18 protein-coding genes are annotated in these 14,530 nt (G+C 51.3%); 14 read left to right on the top strand and 4 right to left on the bottom strand.

All coding sequences use genetic code 11. The features are described from left to right. Window positions 1-31: 31 nt before the first annotated feature. The gene (locus tag KDC22_RS32520; RefSeq protein ID WP_211721606.1) at window positions 32-1,201 is read right to left on the bottom strand and encodes an MFS transporter; all 1,170 of its coding nucleotides are present in this window, start codon (window positions 1,199-1,201) and stop codon (window positions 32-34) included. 115 nt (window positions 1,202-1,316) lie between these two features. Between KDC22_RS32520 and KDC22_RS32515 the strand changes: the two genes are divergently transcribed. The 8 genes from KDC22_RS32515 to KDC22_RS32480 all read left to right on the top strand — a co-directional run bounded on the left by KDC22_RS32515 (window position 1,317) and on the right by KDC22_RS32480 (window position 8,250). Then, window positions 1,317-2,219: a LysR family transcriptional regulator gene (locus tag KDC22_RS32515; protein ID WP_211721605.1), complete on the top strand. Its 903-nt coding sequence runs from the start codon at window positions 1,317-1,319 to the stop codon at window positions 2,217-2,219. A 47-nt stretch (window positions 2,220-2,266) separates the two neighbouring features. Next, window positions 2,267-3,052: a MerR family transcriptional regulator gene (locus tag KDC22_RS32510; protein WP_211721604.1), complete on the top strand. Its 786-nt coding sequence runs from the start codon at window positions 2,267-2,269 to the stop codon at window positions 3,050-3,052. Continuing rightward, the gene (locus KDC22_RS32505; protein WP_211721603.1) at window positions 3,049-3,726 is read left to right on the top strand and encodes a GNAT family N-acetyltransferase; all 678 of its coding nucleotides are present in this window, start codon (window positions 3,049-3,051) and stop codon (window positions 3,724-3,726) included. The genes KDC22_RS32510 and KDC22_RS32505 overlap by 4 nt, the downstream gene beginning before the upstream one ends. Next, the gene (locus KDC22_RS32500; RefSeq protein ID WP_425516979.1) at window positions 3,720-4,748 is read left to right on the top strand and encodes an alpha/beta hydrolase family protein; all 1,029 of its coding nucleotides are present in this window, start codon (window positions 3,720-3,722) and stop codon (window positions 4,746-4,748) included. The genes KDC22_RS32505 and KDC22_RS32500 overlap by 7 nt, the downstream gene beginning before the upstream one ends. Before the next feature lie 91 nt (window positions 4,749-4,839). Further along, window positions 4,840-5,538, top strand: coding sequence for a response regulator transcription factor (locus tag KDC22_RS32495; RefSeq protein WP_173134303.1), 699 nt, complete (start codon window positions 4,840-4,842; stop codon window positions 5,536-5,538). Between the two features lie 83 nt (window positions 5,539-5,621). Further along, a complete protein-coding gene (locus KDC22_RS32490) occupies window positions 5,622-6,545 on the top strand; it encodes an ABC transporter ATP-binding protein (protein WP_211721602.1) in 924 nt (307 codons plus the stop codon). Beyond that, entirely contained in the window at window positions 6,538-7,299 is a 762-nt protein-coding gene (locus KDC22_RS32485; RefSeq protein WP_211721601.1) for an ABC transporter permease, read from the top strand. The genes KDC22_RS32490 and KDC22_RS32485 overlap by 8 nt, the downstream gene beginning before the upstream one ends. A gap of 21 nt (window positions 7,300-7,320) precedes the next feature. Further along, a complete protein-coding gene (locus KDC22_RS32480) occupies window positions 7,321-8,250 on the top strand; it encodes a sensor histidine kinase (RefSeq protein ID WP_211721600.1) in 930 nt (309 codons plus the stop codon). Here KDC22_RS32480 and KDC22_RS32475 read toward each other — a convergent pair. Continuing rightward, window positions 8,241-9,164: a helix-turn-helix transcriptional regulator gene (locus KDC22_RS32475; protein ID WP_211721599.1), complete on the bottom strand. Its 924-nt coding sequence runs from the start codon at window positions 9,162-9,164 to the stop codon at window positions 8,241-8,243. The genes KDC22_RS32480 and KDC22_RS32475 overlap by 10 nt on opposite strands. Before the next feature lie 99 nt (window positions 9,165-9,263). On the opposite strand from KDC22_RS32475, the gene KDC22_RS32470 reads away from it, so the two are divergent. The 4 genes from KDC22_RS32470 (at window position 9,264) to KDC22_RS32455 (ending at window position 11,681) form a co-directional block, all read left to right on the top strand. Continuing rightward, complete coding sequence (locus KDC22_RS32470; protein ID WP_211721598.1) at window positions 9,264-9,734, top strand: VOC family protein; 471 nt, start codon at window positions 9,264-9,266, stop codon at window positions 9,732-9,734. Window positions 9,735-9,815: 81 nt separating this feature from the next. Then, the gene (locus tag KDC22_RS32465; RefSeq protein ID WP_173134289.1) at window positions 9,816-10,670 is read left to right on the top strand and encodes an ABC transporter ATP-binding protein; all 855 of its coding nucleotides are present in this window, start codon (window positions 9,816-9,818) and stop codon (window positions 10,668-10,670) included. Continuing rightward, entirely contained in the window at window positions 10,663-11,319 is a 657-nt protein-coding gene (locus KDC22_RS32460; protein ID WP_211721597.1) for an ABC-2 transporter permease, read from the top strand. The genes KDC22_RS32465 and KDC22_RS32460 overlap by 8 nt, the downstream gene beginning before the upstream one ends. Next, window positions 11,316-11,681, top strand: a complete 366-nt coding sequence (locus KDC22_RS32455) for a GntR family transcriptional regulator (protein ID WP_211721596.1) — start codon at window positions 11,316-11,318, stop codon at window positions 11,679-11,681. Before KDC22_RS32460 ends, KDC22_RS32455 begins: the two co-directional genes overlap by 4 nt. 24 nt (window positions 11,682-11,705) lie before the next feature. Here KDC22_RS32455 and KDC22_RS32450 read toward each other — a convergent pair whose 3' ends face one another. Together KDC22_RS32450 and KDC22_RS32445 are read right to left on the bottom strand one after the other, a co-directional pair. After that, window positions 11,706-12,413, bottom strand: coding sequence for a response regulator transcription factor (locus KDC22_RS32450; RefSeq protein WP_173134791.1), 708 nt, complete (start codon window positions 12,411-12,413; stop codon window positions 11,706-11,708). A gap of 88 nt (window positions 12,414-12,501) precedes the next feature. After that, window positions 12,502-13,134, bottom strand: coding sequence for a pentapeptide repeat-containing protein (locus KDC22_RS32445; RefSeq protein ID WP_211721595.1), 633 nt, complete (start codon window positions 13,132-13,134; stop codon window positions 12,502-12,504). A gap of 100 nt (window positions 13,135-13,234) precedes the next feature. Between KDC22_RS32445 and KDC22_RS32440 the strand changes: the two genes are divergently transcribed. Both KDC22_RS32440 and KDC22_RS32435 read left to right on the top strand, forming a co-directional pair. Further along, window positions 13,235-13,813: a hypothetical protein gene (locus KDC22_RS32440; RefSeq protein WP_211721594.1), complete on the top strand. Its 579-nt coding sequence runs from the start codon at window positions 13,235-13,237 to the stop codon at window positions 13,811-13,813. Between the two features lie 8 nt (window positions 13,814-13,821). After that, window positions 13,822-14,490, top strand: a complete 669-nt coding sequence (locus tag KDC22_RS32435; protein WP_211721593.1) for a hypothetical protein — start codon at window positions 13,822-13,824, stop codon at window positions 14,488-14,490. Window positions 14,491-14,530: the final 40 nt, after the last annotated feature.

The following is a 14,530-nucleotide window of genomic DNA, read 5'->3' as shown; positions in this document are numbered from 1 at the left end:
GCCTTTATGTTTGTCTGCAACAGCATCAGGGTTACCGGAGGGAGCTGGCAACCGCCTTGCTCTTCCTGCTGAACAGGAAGGCGGCAAGAACCAGAGCCGCACCTACAGCAGCAAGTCCTACCCAATTCAAATTCAGTACAGAGGTGCGGCTGATGACAAGCCCGCCTAATAAAGATCCCAGCGCAAAGCCGAATTGGATGAACGAGGTATTTACGCTTAGGGCAATGTCCGGATTCCGGGGTACCAGAGTGACCAGTAAGAGCTGCTGTGCAGGGGAAATGCTCCAGGTTGCTAGCATGAAGATCATCAATACCAGGATAAGCACAAGGATATGGACACCCGCCAGAGTGAATAACAGGAGCGATGCTCCCTGTAGCAGAAGTCCTGCCCAAATGGTGAATTGTGATCCCTTGGTATCTGCCAATTGTCCGCCCACTTTGGACCCCATGAAGCTGCATATTCCCGCCAGGAATAGCACCCCGCTAATTTCGGTAATGGACATCGAGGATGCTGCCTGTAAGTAAGGGGTAATGTAAGTGAAGAGCGTAGAGTAACCCCCGACATAGAATAAGGTGATCGCCAAGGCGGTTACAATTCTTGAATCCTTCAGCACCGCGAGCTGCATCCTGAGGGAGACGGTCTTATCTTCTTGTATGGCAGGAATCTTCCTAGAGATAATCATCAGGGGAAGAAGGCTCAGGATACCGATCACAATAAACAGGACCCTCCATCCAAACCTCTCGCTAAAAAAGGTGCCCGCCGGAACACCCAGCACCAAGGAGCTGCTGAGCCCCATTAGAATAATGCCGATGGCATTGCCCCTTCTTTCCGGCTCGACCAGCCGTGTCGCTACTGCCATGGCTACAACCGTAGCGATACCTCCGCTAGCTCCTTGAATGATCCGTACCGCAAGCAGTAGCTCATAAGACAGGTTAAGGAGCATCAGCCCGTTGCTGGCAATAAACACACTAAGGGCAGTCACCAGCAGCTTCTTGCGGTCCATATGAATGGTTAAGGCAATTAGCACCGGAGCGACAATGGCTGCGGACAGAGCAAATACGGTCACCATCAGCCCTACCTCGGAAGTAGTTACGTTAAGGTCCACCGCCATCATCTCGATGACGCCTGTAATAATGTATTCAATGGTTCCGATTAGAAAAACGGCCAAGGCCATAACATAGATCAATAACTTATTTCTCAATTCAATCGCTCCTCATCACCGTTCTTGTCATCACTCTACGATGCTGCTATGTTTAAGTCAAAGAAATGTTTATGAATATAACGTTCATTTTTTTTGAATGAAGGAGCGGAATGTGATGGAATTGCGCCAACTGAAGACCTTTTATACGCTTGCTTCTACGCTGAACTTCACCAAAGCTGCCGAAGCGCAGAATTATGTCCCCTCCACCGTTACGATGCAGATTAAGGCGTTAGAGGAAGAATTAGGGGTAATGCTGGTGGACCGGTTAGGCAAAAGTGTAACGCTGACCGATGCAGGGAGAACGTTCCTGCGCTATGCAGATAACATATTGTGTATGGTGGAGGAAGCCCAGCATGCCGTCAAGCAATCCGGTGAATTGACAGGAACGATCGTGATAAGTGCCGATGAGACGTTGTGTACGTACCGGTTGCCGGCGGTATTGCACCAGTTTCGCACGATGTACCCGGCAGTCCGGCTGATCTTTCAGCCGCTGGTGAGTGCGAGCCTTAAGCAGAGCCTGCGCGAGGGGGATGTGGATATTATCTTCATGCTGGATGAAGTGAAGGGCGAGGCAGGGTTCTGCGGAGAGAAAATAATAGATGAGCCCTTTTGCATCCTGGCGGCTCCCTCGCATCCCTTGGCGGCGCGTGCTGCACTGGCTGTTGAGGATTTTAATGGCGAGACCTTTTTATTGACGGAGCGGGGCTGCTCCTACCGAATGTTTTTTGAGCGGAGCCTGTCGCAGCAGGGCATGGGGGGAATCACCGAACTGGAGTTCCACAGCGCTGAGGCGATTAAACAATGTGCGATGCTGGGAATGGGTATTGCCATCTTGCCTGAAATGGCCGTGAGAGAGGAATTGAACCGGGGGGAGCTGGTCTTATTGCCCTGGGATCTGAAGGCTACCACGTTTGCGACCCAAGTATTCTGGCATGAAGAGAAATGGCTCTCGCCGGCGATTAAGGCTTTTTTGAAGGTGACCCGGGAGCTGAGCCCCTTGACCTTAGGTCAGACCTAGGGTGTATCGTAGAGATATTCCAAGCCGTATCCCGGGGAGTGATCGCGATGAGAAGTGAAATTACAATTAGTGAACTAGCCAAGCTGATGAATGTGTCGGTTCACCAAATCCGGTATTTTGAAGAAAAGGGGGTGCTTCAGCCCGCTTATACCGGCGAGAATCAGTACAGGATGTATGGCATGGAGCAAGTGTACCAGTTAGCGCATATCCTGCTGCTCCGCAAGCTGGAGGTACCCGTTCAATCCATTCATGAATGCATGAGTTATACGGCAGAGCAGCATGGCAAGCTGCTGGAGGATTCCTTACAGGGAATCGGGAAGGAACTGCTGCGCCTGGAGGAGCTTCGGCACTTCATCCTTAAGATGCTACAGGAACAACAAAGCTACAGTGCTCAGCCGGATTCCTTCCAAATCCAGAAGCTGAAGGCCGCATCTCTGGCACGGATCATGAAGCTGGATTCACATGTGAAGCTTAGTGCGGCGTCGCTGGCTGAACAGGCCATAGGGATTCCAGACTTGTTTGAATCGGATATTTATTATGTGGCGGATGAGCGGGGCACCGTGACCTTATATCTGGAGACGCCCGCCCCAGGCGATGTAACCTTACCCGAAGGGGACTACCTGACGCTGCAGTGTGTGGTTCAAGAGGAAGAGCTGGAAGGGCAAATCGGACGATTCGCCGAATATGCAGCTATGCAATCCGTCCCTCTAACCGGACCTCTGGTGGTTATTGAACGATCGTATTTATCCCTGTTCGTTCCGGGCAAGCTGCATTATGAGCTGAGGGCCTGCATAGGGCCGGGTGCAGCAGGGGAAGGGAGGTATTCCGTATGAGCACAGCCCCTATAATTACAGCCCCTATAAGTACAGCGCCAATAACCATCGAGTCTATGGACGCCAAGTATAATCGGCCGGTCGGACGGCTGCTGGCTCAAGCGTTTCATGGGAAATTCAGCCGAAGGACTGAACTGGGCGGGGGTGATCTGGCTCCGCATTTTGAAAAGCTGCTCCAATACGTTCCGGCAGAGCCGTTCACTCAAAGGATGGTCGCCCTCCAGGAGGGGGAGGTCATTGGCAGCATTGCGATCAAACGAAAACCCATGCTGAACGCCCTCACCCCAACGCAAAAAATTCCGCTGGCGGAAATAGTCAGTCTGTTCGGCAATTGGCGCATGATCCAGATGTTGATCGGCCTCCACGTACTTGATCATGAACCGGAGGCGGGGGAATGTTATATTGCTGACCTGGCAGTCCATTCAGACCAGCAAGGCAAGGGCATAGGAAGACTCCTGATACAGTGGGCCCGGCATGTTGTCGATACCGATCCGCAACTGGATCGTCTTAGCCTGCACGTGTCGTCCGGCAATCTGCGTGCCAGACAACTCTACGAGAAGCTGTCTTTCCATACGAGCTCCCGGGAGAAGCGCTTTATCTTGTTTGTATTGTGCAATCAATGGGAATGGGAATATATGGTTCAGGAGAAGAGGGGAGCCGGAAGATCATGCTGAAGAGGAAAGTTTGGCTCTGTGTGATGATTATGGTATTGATTATTGGCGGTACAGGGCTCTATATTGTGCAGCAAAACCGCTTCGACCTGGTAGAGCAGGCCATCGAGATCGAATCGCCGGAAGGGAAGCTGACAGGTACGTTGGCGCTGCCGGAGGACTCTTCCGGCAAGCTGGGATTAGTCCTCTTCATTCATGGGGATGGAGCGATTAATGCAACACACGATGATGGGTATAAGCCGTTATGGGAGCGGTTAGCCAGCCTTGGTTATGCCTCCTTGTCCCTGAATAAAAGAGGGATTGGCGGTTCGGAGGGCAACTGGCTGGAACAGAGCATGGAGGATCGCGTAGAAGAGGCGCGTGAGGCCATAGCATGGGCCCGCAAGCATCCAAGGATTGATCCGGACCGGGTCGGGGTGTGGGGCGCCAGCCAGGCGGGCTGGGTGATTCCCAAGCTGGCAGGGGAGGAGCCGCTCGCCTTCAGTATTCTGGTGTCCCCCGCCGTCAACTGGCTGCGGCAAGGAGCTTATCATACCCGGCAGCAGATGCTGAAGGAAGGGAGATCAGAAGCGGACATAGAAGCTGAAATAGCAGCTAACAACGAAGTTAGACAACTTCTCTCAAAGAAGGCGAGTTATGAAGATTATCTTGGAGCCGTGCGGGACGGCAGTCCGATGACGAAGGAGCGATGGACATTCGTGAGCAAAAACTTCCTGTCGGATGCCGGGCAGGATCTTAAGCAGCTGCATTCACCTGTACTTCTGATGCTGGGCCAGGAGGATATCCATGTAGACTGGAAGGAGACAGAGCTAGTATACCGCAATACAGTGAAGCCGGAGCTGCTGACGGTTGCAGTCTTCCCTGACGCAGAGCATTCGATGCTGAGCAAGAAGACGGCTGATTCCGGCCTCAGGGCGCTCATGATCAGCCTCTTCTCCCCGCGTCAGATTACAGTTCCCGGATATATGGATCAGATTGAGCAATTCCTTAAGAAGCTGGATGAACACCGGCCGCTCCAAGAATAGGTTGCTGCCTTCTGTCACCACTCCTGCTCTGGAAGTTGCGGCAACAATGGTCTATCATATAGGCAAAAGATTAATCCCCTAAGGAGACCAGATGGAGAATTCAATTCATATTCTTGTTGCTGAGGATGACGGCGATATCAGCCGCCTGCTGTGCAGCATTATCAGAAAGAGCGGATATCTGCCACAGCCTGCCTTCTCCGGAACAGAGGCACTGCTCTATCTGGAGAAGCAGCCATGGAGCATGGTCCTGCTTGATTTGATGCTGCCGGGAATGACGGGCGAGGAGCTGCTGGAGCGGATTCGCCTGCGGGGCAGCGTGCCGGTCATTATCATCTCGGCGAAGGGTGAGCAGCAGACTAAGGTATCCGCGCTGCGCGGAGGTGCGGATGACTTCATTACGAAGCCATTCGATATTGAAGAGGTGTCCGCGCGGATTGATTCGCTTCTGCGCCGGTTCGCGCAGATTACACCGCCTGCTGCATCTGTACCCCACATCCTTCAGCATAAGGGGCTTGTGCTGGACTGCGACTCCCAAGTGGTGACGGCCGAAGGGACGGAGGCCGTACTGACCGCACGGGAGTATGAAATTCTCAAATTGCTGCTGTCGGAGGCGCGGAAGGTATTCACCAAAGCCAATCTGTACGAAAGCGTATGGGAGGAGCCTTATTACGGTGACGATAATACGGTGAACGTCCATATGAGCAATTTGCGGAGCAAGCTGGCGAAGGCGGCGCCCGGCAGCGAATTTATTGAGACGGTATGGGGCATAGGCTATCGGCTGAAGGCTTAAGACATTCTTAAGGATTGGCTTTAGCCCTTCTTAAGTTCTCGATTCTATACTTGGTCTATCATATAAGGGAGGCCAAGACAGCAATGAGTGAATATGTACTGCAAACCAATCAATTGTCCAAGAGATTCAGTGGCAGCGTTGCGCTGGATAAAGTGAATTTATCCATCCGCAAAGGCTCGATCTATGGCTTTATTGGACAGAATGGAGCCGGGAAATCGACGCTGATGCGTATTGTGACCGGACTCGCTTTTCCATCGGATGGAACGATAGAGTTATTCGGTGCCAGTGCGGAACGGGAGTTGACCCAGGCCCGCAAGCGGATGGGGCTGATTATTGAGGGGCCCTCACTGTTCCCGCACATGACGGCCAGCGAGAATCTGGAGGTGAACCGTCTTCTCCGGGGCATTCCCGGCAGAGACTGCGTCAGCAGAATGCTGGAGCTTGTCGGACTGCAGGGAACAGGCCGGAAGAAGGTGAAGAATTTCTCGCTGGGGATGAAGCAACGGCTGGGCCTTGCAATTGCCATGCTAAGCGACCCTGAATTTCTGATCCTGGACGAGCCGACCAATGGGCTTGATCCGATGAGTGTCATCGAGATGCGTGAATTGCTTAAGCGGCTCAATCAGGAACGGGGACTTACGATTCTGATCTCCAGCCACATTCTGAGTGAGCTGCACCTGCTGGCGAGCCATTATGGCATCATCCATCACGGTAAGCTGCTGGAGCAGCTTACCGCCCAGGAATTGCACGACAAATGCCAGCACTATGTGCATATCAAAGCGGATCATCCCGACAGGGCAGCCATGGTTATTCAGAATGTGCTGGGTACAAGCGACTTCGAGGTCATGCCGGATGGGGCGATTAAGCTGTACGGATATAGGGAACAGCCCGGCAAGGTATCTTCGGCGCTATTCTCCGCAGGTCTTACCATCGAGGAGTTCATGCCGATGGGCGAAGACCTGGAGAGTTACTTCATGAAGCGGATCGGAGGCGGGGGAGATGTATAATCTGATCAGAGCCGAGCTGTTCAAGCTGCGGAAGGACAGATCCTTCCGGGTACTGCTGCTTATCACTGCCGTGCTGTCCCTGGCCTATCCCCTGCTCTACTATATTGATAATAAGTCGGGTGGCAAACCGCAGTTCACAGGGGCCGAATTCCTGGTTAGATTCGTGTTCAGCAATGGTTATGTCATCAAATTCAGTATAGCCGCCCTGGCCGGATTCTTCATCGCCAGCGAATATACGACAGGAGTCATGAAGATAGTCGCTTCCTCAGGCAACAATAGAGGGCGGCTGTATGCGGCCAAGCTTGTCGGATTCTCTGCCGGAGCCATGGTGATCTCGCTGATATTCCCGCTAGTCAGTATGGCTGAGGTCTCCATACTATCCGGGTTCGGCCAGTTGCCGGAGGGAGTGGACCCCTTCTTCATCCCGCGTGTTCTCGGATTAACCCTGCTGTACACGGCAGGCTACGCAGCGATTGGGGTGTTGTTCACGGCCGTGTTCACCGAGAGCGGCAAGACCATCAGCTTCCTGATGATCTTCTTCCTGATGATCAATACGGTCTTGGGAGGCCTGGGTGAATATATCCCGTTCTTCACCACGGTGTACAATTATTCAGTCTTCAAGCTGCTGGGGGATATCAGCAAAATCCATATGGACAGCGGTGAGCTGCCGGCGCTCCTGCTCGTGCCCTTGCTGACCATTGGGGTAGCCGGGCTGCTGGGGATTCTCGTGTACCGCAAGAAGGAAATTAAATAATAGAAGAGGGGGCGGAGAGTCTTGTTCATCATCACGCTCATATCCGTTACAGCCGCGGCTCTCCTGCTGGCCCATCTCTTGGGATTGAGGCGGGAGCTGCGGCGGATGACGGAGCAGCTTCGTCAGTATAATGAACGGGCCACCGGCAAGAAGCTGGAGGTAACCCTGTTTGACCGGAGGCTCGAAGCGCTGGCAGGTCAGATTAACCGCCAGTCTAACCTGATCGTTGAAGCGGAGGCTAACCGGAGACGGACGGAGAACGAGCTGCGGCAGGCCATTGCCAACATCTCCCACGACATCCGCACGCCGCTAACCTCCATCCTTGGCTACATTCAATTGCTGGAAGTAGAGCCCATTACGCCTGAGGAGAAGCTCGAATATCTCGAAATTGTCAAAAATCGGACAAAGCGGCTCCAAGCGCTGTTGAACGATTTTTTTGAGCTGTCCTTAATCGAATCTTCGGATTATCAGCTGAAGACCGAGCGGATTGCCATGACGGTGCTGCTGTCTGACACGCTTGTCGGCTTCTACGATCAGTTCAACGAGCGGGGCATTACACCGGATATCCGGCTTCCTAGAGAAGCGGTGGCTGTATATGCCGATGAATCCGCCGTGCGGAGGGTTGTGGAGAACCTGCTTATCAATACCGTCAAGCACGCGAGCGGTCCTGTGACCATCTGCTTCGGGCAGCAGGGGACCCTGGCAGAGCTGAGTATAGTGAATGAAGCGAAGGAATTATCCGCAAGCGATGTGAGGCTGCTATTCGACCGCTTCTATACCGTAGACCGCACCCGTTCCGGGCAAGGCTCGGGGCTTGGTCTGTCTATCGCCAAAAGTCTCATGAACAAGATGAACGGCACATTGACCGCAGAGCTGCACGGCGGCAACTTAACCATGATCTGCCGCTGGCCGATGGGACCACAGGGCGAACCGCATTTCCATTACCGGTGAGGATATTTATCCACGATTTCCAGCAAGTAATCCCGGAATTCTTCCCGGTAGGGTATGGGCTCTATGATCTCCAGACCGGTCCCGAAGCCCGCCAGGAATTGATAGCCAATGCTGTTCTGTGGAACATGGATGGTTGCCAGAAGAAGTTCAGCATTATAGGATTCGATGCTCTTCCGGCCATACCGTTCAATGAATTGGTCTTGTATTCCCCGCTTAATCAGCACCTTGACTTCCGTTAGCTCCGGCTGAATACGCCCTTCCCGTTCTTGTTCTTGCCCCGCCGGTCCAGCTCTGGGGCTGAACGTCTGCTCACTCCTGACAAGATGCTCCATCCTGGATAATTTGAAACTTCTGGTGTCCATACGCTGTAAGCAGAAGCCTTTCAGATACCAGCTCGTTTCGCTAAAATGCAGCTGATCAGGCTCGACCGTCCGGGTCGTCGCCATCCCATTCTTATCGGTATAGTCGAACGAAACCATCGTTCGCTTCAAGATAGCCTCCTGGCAGAGCTTCAAGGTATGGCTAAGCTCAGGCCGCCCCTCCCAGTTGTAGAAGGAAATCTGAATAGACCCCTTCGGAGCCAATGGACTGACCATGGCTTCTATTTTCCTAATCGTCATTTCAACATCTTCACTAAGCGTAATCTGTTCCAATCCGCCAAGTGCAATTAATATATTCTCTAAGTCGGAGCTGCTGAGGAGACGTTTATCCACCTTGTATTGTTCCATAATCCCGTAGCCGCCATGAACTCCGTGGAGCGAATAGATCGGGATGTTGGATAGGCTTAACGTTTCCATATCGCGCAGAATCGTTCTTTTGGACACGTTAAATAATGCAGCGAATTCATTGCTGGGAACGATATCTTTCTTCAGCAAAATCATAATGATAGAGATGAGCCGTTCAACCTTGTCCATTCGGGTGTCCTCTTTTTCTGCATGGGTTAGAACGGTGACATATAGCCGTCACCTATCGTGTATTATACTACATTTATATTAAAAAGGAGGTTATGTTCAATGTCAGCTATTGCCTATATTAACTTTGATGGAATTGCCGGACAAGCGATTGAATTCTATGCGGAGGCTCTCCAGGCGACTACAGTGAAAAAGGTGAAATTCGGAGATATCCCGCAAGATCCGAGCTATCCTCTGCCGGAAAATGAGCTGAATATGATCATGGAAGCTTCGATAGAATTCGCAGGCGGTAGAATCATGCTGTCGGACGTATTGCCTTCCATGAAGCCGGTAACAGGTGAACTGGTGCAGGGGAATAATATGCTGATCAGTCTGGTCATGGAGGATAAGCAGCAACTGGAAGAGTACTATAATCAGTTATCTCTTGGCGGACATGTCATCATGCCGTTATCCGTCACCCCCTGGTCATCATGCTTTGGGATGCTGGCCGATAAATTTGGAGTGTGCTGGAAATTCAATAGCGACGCCGATCTGTTTCTTGAACAAGTGCTGGCTGCCAAGGAAAATATTTAGGAAGGTGAGCCGTTGACTTTGTGAAAACCTCATGATACATTGTGTATACACGGAATACACAATTTGTTGAGGAGGGTTGTTATGCTGGCTTTAGAACTAAAGAATTTAAATAAAAAGTATCCTCATTTTGAGATCAAAGATGTATCCTTTCAATTGGAGCAGGGTTATATTATGGGCTTCATCGGGGTTAACGGTGCAGGCAAAACGACCACGATCAAGTCGATCCTGAACATGATTCAGGCTGATAGCGGTGAGGTCAGCATACTCGGCAAGAATATGGCTGAACACGAAATCGAATTGAAGCAGGAGATCGGCTGCGCCTTCGGCGATATTGATTTCTATACACGCAGCAAGCTTAAGACGCTGACGGATATTACTAAGCGGTTCTATAAGAATTGGAATGATGACACGTACTACAGCTATCTGCGCCGGTTCAAATTGGATGAAAACAAAAAAATAGCGGAGCTGTCCACGGGGATGAAAGTAAAATACAGCTTGACCCTTGCCTTATCGCATGGGGCCAAGCTGCTGATCCTGGATGAACCGACCAGCGGACTTGATCCCGTATCCAGAGACGATCTGCTGGATATCTTCCAGGAGCTTATCGTCGGCGGCGAGATCAGCATTCTGTTCTCCACGCATATTACATCCGATCTGGAACGCTGTGCGGACTATATAACCTTCATCGAACAAGGCCAGATCGTCGCCAGTTCCGAGAAGAACGAGTTCAAGGAATCGTATCGTTTACTCAGCGGCAGCGAGGCTGAACTCAGCGAAGTGAAGGAGCACTTGATCTCCTACAAGATCAACTCGTTCGGCTTTACCGGATTGATTCATGCCAAAGACATTCATCCATCCTCCACACTCCGGGCAACCACGCCGAGCCTTGATGACATCATGATCTACTTCGCGAAAAAGGAGGGTGTACATGTATAATCTGGTGATGAAGGATTTGAAGTTAGGCGTAAATCCCTGGTTCTTCGCATTACCCTTAATTCTAGGCGGCTTAATGCTTATTCCCGGCTGGCTCTATTTTCTGGTTCCGCTGTACTTCTGCTTCATAACAGTCCCGAACATGTTTGGCGGATTTAAAAGCCAGAACGATCTGATGTTCAGTACGATGATGCCTGTAACCAAAACAGACATCGTGAAATCCAGGGTTGCTGTGATTGTTATTCTTGAGCTCATGCATCTTGTCGTTGCGATGATCTGCAGTATATTTACGTTTCTTTTGTATCCTCACCTGACGTATATCTTCTTTGCGCCGCATATGGGTTTTTGGGGATTATGCTTCATCATGCTTGCCCTCTTCAACCTTATATTTATCTCCATGTACTACCGGACGGCGTATAAGTATGGTGCGGCAACTACCGCATCGACTGCGGCAGCGATACTGTTTGCCGGAGCGGCTCAATGGGCCGGCATCCAATATCCCTGGATGAATGACATTTTCTACGGCTCCGGCTTAGATAACACGGCACTCCAGCTATCCATTCTGATCGCAGGCATTCTCATTTTCGTTGCCTTGACTCTGATAGCTTACCGGATTGCGGTGAAGCGATTCCTCAAAGTGGAAATATTATGAACGTAACGATTTCCAGCACCTCCGAGAAACCGATCTATCAGCAGCTGTACGAACAGATCAGCGCCCAGATTCTCAAAGGCGAGCTGGAGAGCGGTTATTGCTTGCCGCCCATCCGGCAGGCCGCTCTGGAGCTTCATGTCAGTGTCATTACCGTTAAGAAGGCCTGGGAAGAGCTGGAGCGGAGCGGTCTGATCCATACGGTGACCGGTAAAGGCTGTTTTGTTGCCGAGTTCACGGCGGATGAGATGCTGCGGATACGCAACGAAATGATCCTGAAGCAAATGGTGAACGACACCTCGTATTACAAGTCCTTCGGGCTTACTTTGGATGAAGTGGTTGAACTGCTGAAGCAGATTTATTAACATACTGGCACAGCGAAAGGCCTTTTACGATCTCTCAGGAGAGGGTAGAAGGCCTTTTTGCTCGCTTTCGATTTTGTAGCCAATCCCCCACACCGTCTTGATGATCTGCGGTTCGCGCGGATTAGTCTCTATCTTCTCCCGGAGCTTACGGATATGGACCATGACGCTATTCTTCGACTCCATGAAGGGCTCGTTCCACACCTCTTCATAGATGCGGTTCATGCTCAGCACCATCCCCCGGTTGACGGCCAGCATGTGAAGGAGTGCGAACTCGCGGGGGGTCAGCTTGATCTCCTGCTGATCGACCGTTACCGTATGGGAGGCAATATTAATAACGACGTTGTCGATATGTATCTCATTCGCGTTTGCCGGACCGGAATTGAACTGCTTCAGCCTGCGAAGCTGGGACTTGATACGTGCGATCAGTTCAAGCGGGTTGAACGGTTTGGTTACGTAATCGTCGGCGCCGATGCTGAGGCCGGATATTTTATCAATATCCTGGCCCTTTGCCGAGAGCATGATAATGGGAATAGGGTTCGTTTCCCGTATTTTGATACAAGCCTGTAATCCGTCCATCTCGGGCATCATCAGGTCAAGTACAATCAGATCCACTTGCCTGGACTGCAGAATCTCCAGTGCCTCCAGGCCATTCGACGCCTGCAGGAGCCTGTACCCTTCGTTATTGAGATAAATACTCATCAGCTGGATAATTTCTGCTTCGTCATCCACCATCAAAATTGTGCTTTCCACCGTAAATCCTCCCTTGCTTCCGGTCTATTATAAGCGATATTTCATGTGCAATGAATCACGCCCGCAATATTTAAGGAAATGATAAGAATTTGACATGATCCAGGATCGCATTATCCCAAACCGGAAGCAGGCCGGTCTCCCCCTTAAATCGGCTTCCGGCAAACGAGCTGTCCTGACATATAGCCCCCTCAAAGCTGCATTCTTCAAACCGGCAATAGGTGAAGATGGCCCAGCGGAAATTGGCGCCGGAGAATCGGCAGCGAGTGAAGGATACATCGTTCGCTATTACTTTACTTAAGTTGCAGCCTGTGAAATCGCAATCGTGAAACTCTTTGCTGATCCTGGCATTATTCAGCTTGGCTCCCCGGAAAGAACAGTGACTGAAGGTATGCGTCACAAATCTGCCATCCAGCTTGACCCCGTCGAAGCCGCAATGGGTAAAGGTTGAGGTGTTCAAGCTTGCCGAATCCTCGAACCTTGCATAGGACAGATCGACTCCCTGGACTGTGAGGTATTGAAGGGTCTCGGTCAGGGTAACTCCCCGGTAATCCTCTAGTCCAGCCTCGGTCAGACCGTAGGGGGACGCTGGAAAGGAGCGGTCTTTGTGATGCAGATTAGACTTGCCGGTAATAGCGGCGATCAGCCTGTTCACTTCAGAGAGCTGGTCGCCCTGCCATCTTGCCAGGAGTGACTTCTTATTCAACCTAGATCCTCTCCTTACATTAATTTGGTAAAAGGACGAAATGCAGTTAATATAATAGTATGACAAAAAGTTGTCACAAACCACTCTGAGGAGGCATCCCGTGGGGAGATCATTCGCAAATCTGCATATTAAGTCGGACAATCTGGAAAAGACCGTCGAAGCGTTAAGAGAGCTAAGCACGCGGCATGGCGGGGTATTAGGTTATTCCAAGGCTGAGGCTCCAGAGAGCCAGGCTGTTATGTACGTAAGCCAAAGCAACGAGAGCTGGGTCAGCGTGCTTCACGAATATTTGGTCTGGGGTACGGTCAAAAAGGTGGGCAAAGCCTTGTCCGGGCTAATCAAGGAGCCGGTGATGACGGCGGGTTATATGAATGAGGAGATTTTCGAGCTGTCATTTTTTGAGCAGGGGGAGCTTGCGGCGGAGCGAATCTTTTGCGAGCCGTGGACCCGGGAGGAATACGGACAGCTCCGGGAAGAGCGTGTGAATGATGACTACTTGCAGCAAGTGCTGAATATTCAGGGTGAAGCTGCCGGCGAATTGATTAGGATGACGAGTCCGGATCAGGCTGTAGAGAAGCTGTCAGAGATCGCAGGTATGTCTTTGTGGTGCGACTATGAGTGGATACCGTATGAAGAGACCCTTCAAGCACGTTTTGCAAAATATGAATTCGGGCGGTGAGTGGCTACGTGGACCGATTGAAGAACAGCGGATTCTATAAGCTTCAATTCTTCATCACTCCGGAAGAGTTCCGAGGTGTCCTGAAGCTGCTGGAGCCTGCGACTGCACGATTCTACCAGACCAATTACGCCCGGACCGAGCATGATCAGGACCAGGTGGTGGAGGCGTACCGGAGTTATTATCATTATTATATAGCAGCGGAACAGCGGGACGGGGTTCACCCCTCCTTTGTGTATTCCATTTCCGTCCTGCCTGACCAAGAGCAGTCGGGATATTTCACGAGGAATGAGCAAATCTACTTCCCCTATTACGGCCAATGGGCAGAGGATAAACTGCCGAGTATCTTGTTCTCGCTTCCCAAAGGTGTCCAAGTGGATCTGGAGGATGAGCGCGGGAAGTATTATATCTACGAGGATATCCGCGACCGCAGGCCGTTAACCTATACGTATTTCAGTGAAATCAGCGGATCTATCCGAACATTGACCAAGCCGCTGCGCTTCTCGGCGCTTGAAGCAGCGGCGATGGATGAGCAGAAGCCTTCTGTCCGTATCAGTCCGGGTGCGGCTCAAGACCTCAGCAACTCGTGGATCTTCAGTAAATATGGTCTTAGGCTCCAGGGGAAATTAGGAGGAACTGTGAATGCGCAAAGTGTGGTCAAAAAGGATACTAATCCATAATCCGGATACACTGGACCGGTTTCAGATCGCGCAGGATTTG

This window comes from Paenibacillus tritici, from assembly GCF_018207515.1.
GTDB classification, from domain to species: Bacteria; Bacillota; Bacilli; order Paenibacillales; family Paenibacillaceae; genus Paenibacillus_AQ; species Paenibacillus_AQ tritici.
This window is presented reverse-complemented; position numbering and strand designations above follow the sequence as displayed.

Excerpts from the sequence above, each read along its gene's own strand:
- KDC22_RS32465 (WP_173134289.1), top strand. The coding sequence starts at position 9,816 with ATGCTGGCTTTAGAACTAAAGAATTTAAATAAAAAGTATCCTCATTTT.
- KDC22_RS32460 (WP_211721597.1), top strand. The coding sequence starts at position 10,663 with ATGTATAATCTGGTGATGAAGGATTTGAAGTTAGGCGTAAATCCCTGG.
- KDC22_RS32485 (WP_211721601.1), top strand. The coding sequence starts at position 6,538 with ATGTATAATCTGATCAGAGCCGAGCTGTTCAAGCTGCGGAAGGACAGA.
- KDC22_RS32450 (WP_173134791.1), bottom strand. The coding sequence starts at position 12,413 with ATGGTGGATGACGAAGCAGAAATTATCCAGCTGATGAGTATTTATCTC.
- KDC22_RS32470 (WP_211721598.1), top strand. The coding sequence starts at position 9,264 with ATGTCAGCTATTGCCTATATTAACTTTGATGGAATTGCCGGACAAGCG.
- KDC22_RS32475 (WP_211721599.1), bottom strand. The coding sequence starts at position 9,164 with ATGGACAAGGTTGAACGGCTCATCTCTATCATTATGATTTTGCTGAAG.
- KDC22_RS32510 (WP_211721604.1), top strand. The coding sequence starts at position 2,267 with ATGAGAAGTGAAATTACAATTAGTGAACTAGCCAAGCTGATGAATGTG.
- KDC22_RS32515 (WP_211721605.1), top strand. The coding sequence starts at position 1,317 with ATGGAATTGCGCCAACTGAAGACCTTTTATACGCTTGCTTCTACGCTG.
- KDC22_RS32490 (WP_211721602.1), top strand. The coding sequence starts at position 5,622 with ATGAGTGAATATGTACTGCAAACCAATCAATTGTCCAAGAGATTCAGT.
- KDC22_RS32455 (WP_211721596.1), top strand. The coding sequence starts at position 11,316 with ATGAACGTAACGATTTCCAGCACCTCCGAGAAACCGATCTATCAGCAG.
- KDC22_RS32495 (WP_173134303.1), top strand. The coding sequence starts at position 4,840 with ATGGAGAATTCAATTCATATTCTTGTTGCTGAGGATGACGGCGATATC.
- KDC22_RS32505 (WP_211721603.1), top strand. The coding sequence starts at position 3,049 with ATGAGCACAGCCCCTATAATTACAGCCCCTATAAGTACAGCGCCAATA.
- KDC22_RS32500 (WP_425516979.1), top strand. The coding sequence starts at position 3,720 with ATGCTGAAGAGGAAAGTTTGGCTCTGTGTGATGATTATGGTATTGATT.